Origin of the sequence: Nostoc sp. CHAB 5836 (assembly GCF_020829445.1) — a bacterium.
GTDB lineage: Bacteria > Cyanobacteriota > Cyanobacteriia > Cyanobacteriales > Nostocaceae > Nostoc.
The window spans coordinates 1-4,573 of the sequence record NZ_JAIVFV010000294.1; the positions used below are offsets into that span (position 1 = coordinate 1).

Sequence of the window (4,573 nt, forward strand, 5' to 3'; positions counted from 1 at the left end):
TAAAAAAAACCTTGTGGTAAACCTTAAAGGAATTTTTAGGACTTATTGTTTTTGCCAAACCTCAGAGAACAGCGAGTTAATGGTGCAAGCGTCATCAACCCACTCTCGTAAATTGGCGAAGGTATTGATCTAAAGACGTAGAAAATGTCAGTCAAACAGGGCAATTAACAGATGATTCATCCAATCCACTCTACCCAATCGGGTGCATCTGCCACCAGTTGAGCAAACTTGTCTGGGTCAATGTTATCGAACTTCAGCATCACCCCACAACGCTCATCACTTGTTAACGTACTTAGTAGTTCTTTTACCGCGTCAATCCAGTATTCAACCCGTTCAATTGCTAACTGGACATAATATTTTACTTCCATCTGACAGCTAGCATCTAAGTTTAATAAGAATTAAAACAAATCCGTTATAATCAAACCAACAAATCCTCTTTTCAGGAGAATAAAACTGTGCCAATAATTAAAATACCAAAACGTTACCTTGTATATCAAGATGAAGATTCAATTACAGTAGATATACCAGAATCAATGCTGTTAGATTGGGAAAAAGACTATAAAAAAGTGGCTCTTGCCAAAGGAATTTTGAAGGATAAAAAAGAAGCTATGCTGGCTCATTTAGATGCTCTACGTCAGGAGTGGGAGGGATGAGATACGTTTATGATACAAATATTTTTATTTACTATCTTGCTGATGAACCAGCAGTTAATTCATTGTTTACAGAAAAATTTCTGAATTTGCACGAGGTTCTTATCTCACCGATTATCCGCATGGAATTACTAAGTTTTGTAGGTTTAGAAAAACAAGAAGAGCAAGCGCTCAAAGATTTATTATCCCAGTTTTACTCAGTTCCCTTGTTAAGAGAGATTGAAGAGCAGACAATCCAATTGAGACGACAGTATAAGATTAAGCTTCCTGATGCAATTATTGCTGCTACTGCACTACATAAAGACGCATTTTTAGTAACAAGAAATGCTAATGACTTTCAAGGAATTGCTGGACTAAAGATTGAAAATCCTTTTGTTAACTAAGGGAGGGAAAATTTGCTCAGAGCGATATCTGCGACAGGCGATCGCGCTGGCGATAATTTTAACAAAAGCCAGTTGAGCTTCCTTGGATGGATCAACATCCAAGGAACTCCAGTATCACGCCCAACCGCTCCTGACTGGTTAGTGTACTGAGTAAAACTTTTCACCGATTCCACCCCGGATTGCACCCGTTCAATCGCCAACTGAGCGTAATATTTTACCCTGTTCCACCAGCGCTCCGAATAGTATTTCTACTTATAAAGTCCCTGTGTCCATACCCCCCCAATTATTACTTCCATCTTTATTAGGGGGGGTGTGGACGGAGCATTAATCCCATACTGAGCTTGCATTCTAGCTGCATAAGCCGTCTGAAGTTCTTGTTCATCTTGGCGTTTGGTTTCCCTGTCCTCCCGTTGCCTCTGACGATAAGAGAGCACGTTCTGGGCGAACACCACATCCTCAGTATTTAGCCGATAATACCGAACAGGCTGACCACTACAACAATTTTATTTCCCATTTCTTCAAATAGCGATCGCCACTTGTGCAAGCAGAGGAGACTTCTTGCACAAGTGGGGTAAAGGGTATTGGGTTTTTTGACTGCTAGGTTAAATTATTTGCTTATCTCTTCTGCTCCCTTTAACTCTTCACAGCAGATACGGCATTTCTAACCTACGCCGGTACGGTTTACACCCCTTTGATTTTTGTAAAGCCATCGTAACATTTATTTATATAAAGCAATATTTGCTTAACTTAGCAAACTCAAATAAAAGCGATGAATCAACCCATTGAATTATCTTTAGAACAAGAATTTAGCCTTAGAACTTTTTCAGACCTTGTGCAGCAGATGTCCCGTGAACAAGCCCAAGAATTTTTGCTGATGTTCTATAAGCAGATGGTGATAAAGGAAAAGACTTACCAAGAATTGCTCAAACATCGGTGGGAAATTGATTGTGACCCAATCTTGGGCTAAAACATACCTTGTGTCTCGCCAACCAGTACGGCGCAACTTTCGTGAAAGCAAGTAGCATTTGTAACCTAATAATCAAAGTGGTTAATAGTAAGCCCTACTTCCTTAACCTCGCCACTCGACCCAATCGGGCGCTGCTGCCACCAGTTGGGCAAACAAGTCTTGGTTAATGTCATCAAACTTCAGCATCACTCCACAACGCTCATCACTCGTTAGCGTACTTAGTAGTTCTTTTACTGCATCAACCCCGTACTCTACTCGTTCAATCGCCAACTGAGCATAATATTTTACCCGTTCCCACCAAGAAGTACTGTCTTCTTTATCTGTGTCCACACCCCCCCAATTATTACTTCCATCTTTATTAAGGGGGGGTGTGGACGGCGGGTTAATCCCATACTGTGTCTGCATCCTAGCCTTATGTGCTGCATTTCGTTCTTGCTCCTCCTGCCGCTTCCTTTCCCTCTCCTCCCTCTGACGAAGGCGATATGACAATACCTCTTGGGCAAACACCACATCCTCCGTATTTAGCCGATAATACCGAACCCTTTGACCATTCTCAAGTGGTCGGCGAGACTCAGTAGATAACCCAAGTTGTGTAAGATACTGCCCCAAAATCCATACAGGAGATTCATCAAGGGGAATGGTCAGGTTAAGGATACCCTTAACATGAGATGCGTTGCGTTTGGAAAAGTCAGCCAAAACCTGAATCATCGCCTCGTCGCCTTTTATCTCAACCCCAGCCATGAGATCCATCAACACTGCCCTAAGTCCCAGCCGATGACGCATCAGCCAAGACGTGGAATGATTGCTCCAGTCAGTGCAGATTGCAAGGCGCTCCCGTTCCGATTTATCCCGCTCTGCCACAACAGGCGGCGGTGCAATAAGGTCATCGGTGATCATTTCTCCCGGTGCTGCCAATATCGCTTCAAGTGCGACAATCTTGCGTATCAGCTTCCCACCGTCATCTTTCTCCACCAATTCCGGGGTAACTGGCATCCCATAGGTATCCAGAATGCGAAACTTCTCGCACTCCAGCACTTCTTCGGGTTTCAGGTAATCTTGATGCTGCCTAGCGTTGTAAGTTCTTCTGTCAATATCTTTGGCATTAGCCACCTTGCGAAAATGTTCTTCATCGATGGCAATACTTGCTGCCTTCATCCACCGCGAGGCTCCCTCATCACCACCATCTCCGGCTGGCAGAATTTTATTGCCCATCTCTGACAAGAGCGATCGCAAGTCAGCCCGTAAATTATTGATAGACCAGTTTCTTTGCGCTTCAATCTGACAAGAAGCATCCAACGCCCAGTCTTTCTCTGCGCCACGTCTGCCCGTTTCTCTGTCAATGCGAATCAGAAACGCGGTCATTTCATTTTTCTGGAGAATTTTTTCCTTGATGCGACGGGCATTAGTTTCGGCATAACCAAATGGAGGACGCGGTGCAACCCAAACGTGCATGGGGACATTGGGACGATACCGCCATAATTGCTGGGCGCATTCTGTAGCCGATTGACTTACAGCATGAAACACACCGAATATTGCATCAAAATGCTCGGTGGAAATGTCAACCCCTGTACCGAGACTGGGAGTAATCAGAAAAGCGTCGATATCTTTAATGGCAACGTTAATCTCCCTGATGAAAATCACATTCTCTTCAGACCCGCTATTTTCCGAGTGAATAGCCCACACCCGTAGCTGGCGGTCTTCGGCTGATTCCGGTGTTTCGTTGCTATCATCTATCGATGTCCCGTCATTGAGCGCTCTCTCCAGCTTTTTGATGAAGCGCTTATTATCGCTGACCATCATCAACTTTTTGCCCAGCATCAACTGAGCGTGGAATTCGGCTACCAATGCGCTGCTATTTCGACCCTCGTACCAGTGAACTTGACGACCACCTGAGCGATACTGATTTTTGATGATGAAAGGTTTTTCACCAACAGGACGCATCGAGGTGAAGAACTCAATGGTCAGGTCATCGAGGTGAGCATCTGCCAACACAACCAGTTTGGCATTGTAGACCAGATATTCCAGTACTTCCAGAATAGCCCCTCTATGTTCCTTGCAGGTCTTCGATTTGAGCAAGTGTGCAAGATACTGGCAAGCTTCATCAATGAATAGAATGTCATAAGCCTGTAAATCGTTCGCCATCTTATACAATGAGTCTACAGTGATACTCAGTGCTTTGGCTTTAGCCCAATCACCGCAAGAAATCGCGGAGTACATGGCAGTTTGTAGGCGATGCCTACGGCGGGCTACGCCTACGCTGAGATTTTTGAGTAGAGTCACCCGATGCCCGTTGTTCAAAAAGCTCAATTGGGGATTATCTCTTCTGATTATCGCTAAGATTTCAGTTTTGCCAGTCCCCATATCAGAAGCCAAACCAACTAACCCAGATTGAGGGAAGGAACGGATGACTGTGGAAAGATAGCGGGTATTAACTATGACATTGGGTGGGAGCAATGCGATTTTGTGAGGTCAGGCAAAAAAAGGTGCGATGCCTGCGGCGGGCTACGCCTACGCTAAAAATCAAATCTAAGTGGTAAGTAATTTTATTTACATAAACTATATTAGTTTACACA

At 44.1% G+C, this 4,573-nt stretch carries 6 protein-coding genes; 3 read left to right on the forward strand and 3 right to left on the reverse strand.

What is annotated here, in order from left to right:
- Positions 1-176: 176 nt before the first annotated feature.
- Positions 177-368 carry a hypothetical protein gene (locus LC605_RS31065; RefSeq protein ID WP_229551255.1) on the reverse strand — a complete coding sequence of 64 codons (192 nt, stop codon included), beginning with the start codon at positions 366-368 and terminating at the stop codon, positions 177-179.
- 87 nt (positions 369-455) lie between these two features.
- On the opposite strand from LC605_RS31065, the gene LC605_RS31070 reads away from it, so the two are divergent.
- Together LC605_RS31070 and LC605_RS31075 are read left to right on the forward strand one after the other, a co-directional pair.
- Positions 456-653: a hypothetical protein gene (locus LC605_RS31070; RefSeq protein ID WP_229551256.1), complete on the forward strand. Its 198-nt coding sequence runs from the start codon at positions 456-458 to the stop codon at positions 651-653.
- A complete protein-coding gene (locus tag LC605_RS31075; protein WP_229551257.1) occupies positions 650-1,033 on the forward strand; it encodes a type II toxin-antitoxin system VapC family toxin in 384 nt (127 codons plus the stop codon). The genes LC605_RS31070 and LC605_RS31075 overlap by 4 nt, the downstream gene beginning before the upstream one ends.
- Here the strand turns inward: LC605_RS31075 and LC605_RS31080 are convergent.
- Complete coding sequence (locus tag LC605_RS31080; RefSeq protein WP_229551258.1) at positions 1,030-1,233, reverse strand: hypothetical protein; 204 nt, start codon at positions 1,231-1,233, stop codon at positions 1,030-1,032. The genes LC605_RS31075 and LC605_RS31080 overlap by 4 nt on opposite strands.
- Positions 1,234-1,802: 569 nt before the next feature.
- On the opposite strand from LC605_RS31080, the gene LC605_RS31085 reads away from it, so the two are divergent.
- Positions 1,803-2,000, forward strand: a complete 198-nt coding sequence (locus tag LC605_RS31085) for an NblA/ycf18 family protein (protein WP_229551259.1) — start codon at positions 1,803-1,805, stop codon at positions 1,998-2,000.
- A 102-nt stretch (positions 2,001-2,102) separates the two neighbouring features.
- On the opposite strand, the gene LC605_RS31090 is transcribed toward LC605_RS31085, so the two are convergent.
- Positions 2,103-4,454 carry a plasmid replication protein, CyRepA1 family gene (locus tag LC605_RS31090; RefSeq protein WP_229551260.1) on the reverse strand — a complete coding sequence of 784 codons (2,352 nt, stop codon included), beginning with the start codon at positions 4,452-4,454 and terminating at the stop codon, positions 2,103-2,105.
- Positions 4,455-4,573: the final 119 nt, after the last annotated feature.

Excerpts from the sequence above, each read along its gene's own strand:
- LC605_RS31075 (WP_229551257.1), top strand. The coding sequence starts at position 650 with ATGAGATACGTTTATGATACAAATATTTTTATTTACTATCTTGCTGAT.
- LC605_RS31065 (WP_229551255.1), bottom strand. The coding sequence starts at position 368 with ATGGAAGTAAAATATTATGTCCAGTTAGCAATTGAACGGGTTGAATAC.
- LC605_RS31085 (WP_229551259.1), top strand. The coding sequence starts at position 1,803 with ATGAATCAACCCATTGAATTATCTTTAGAACAAGAATTTAGCCTTAGA.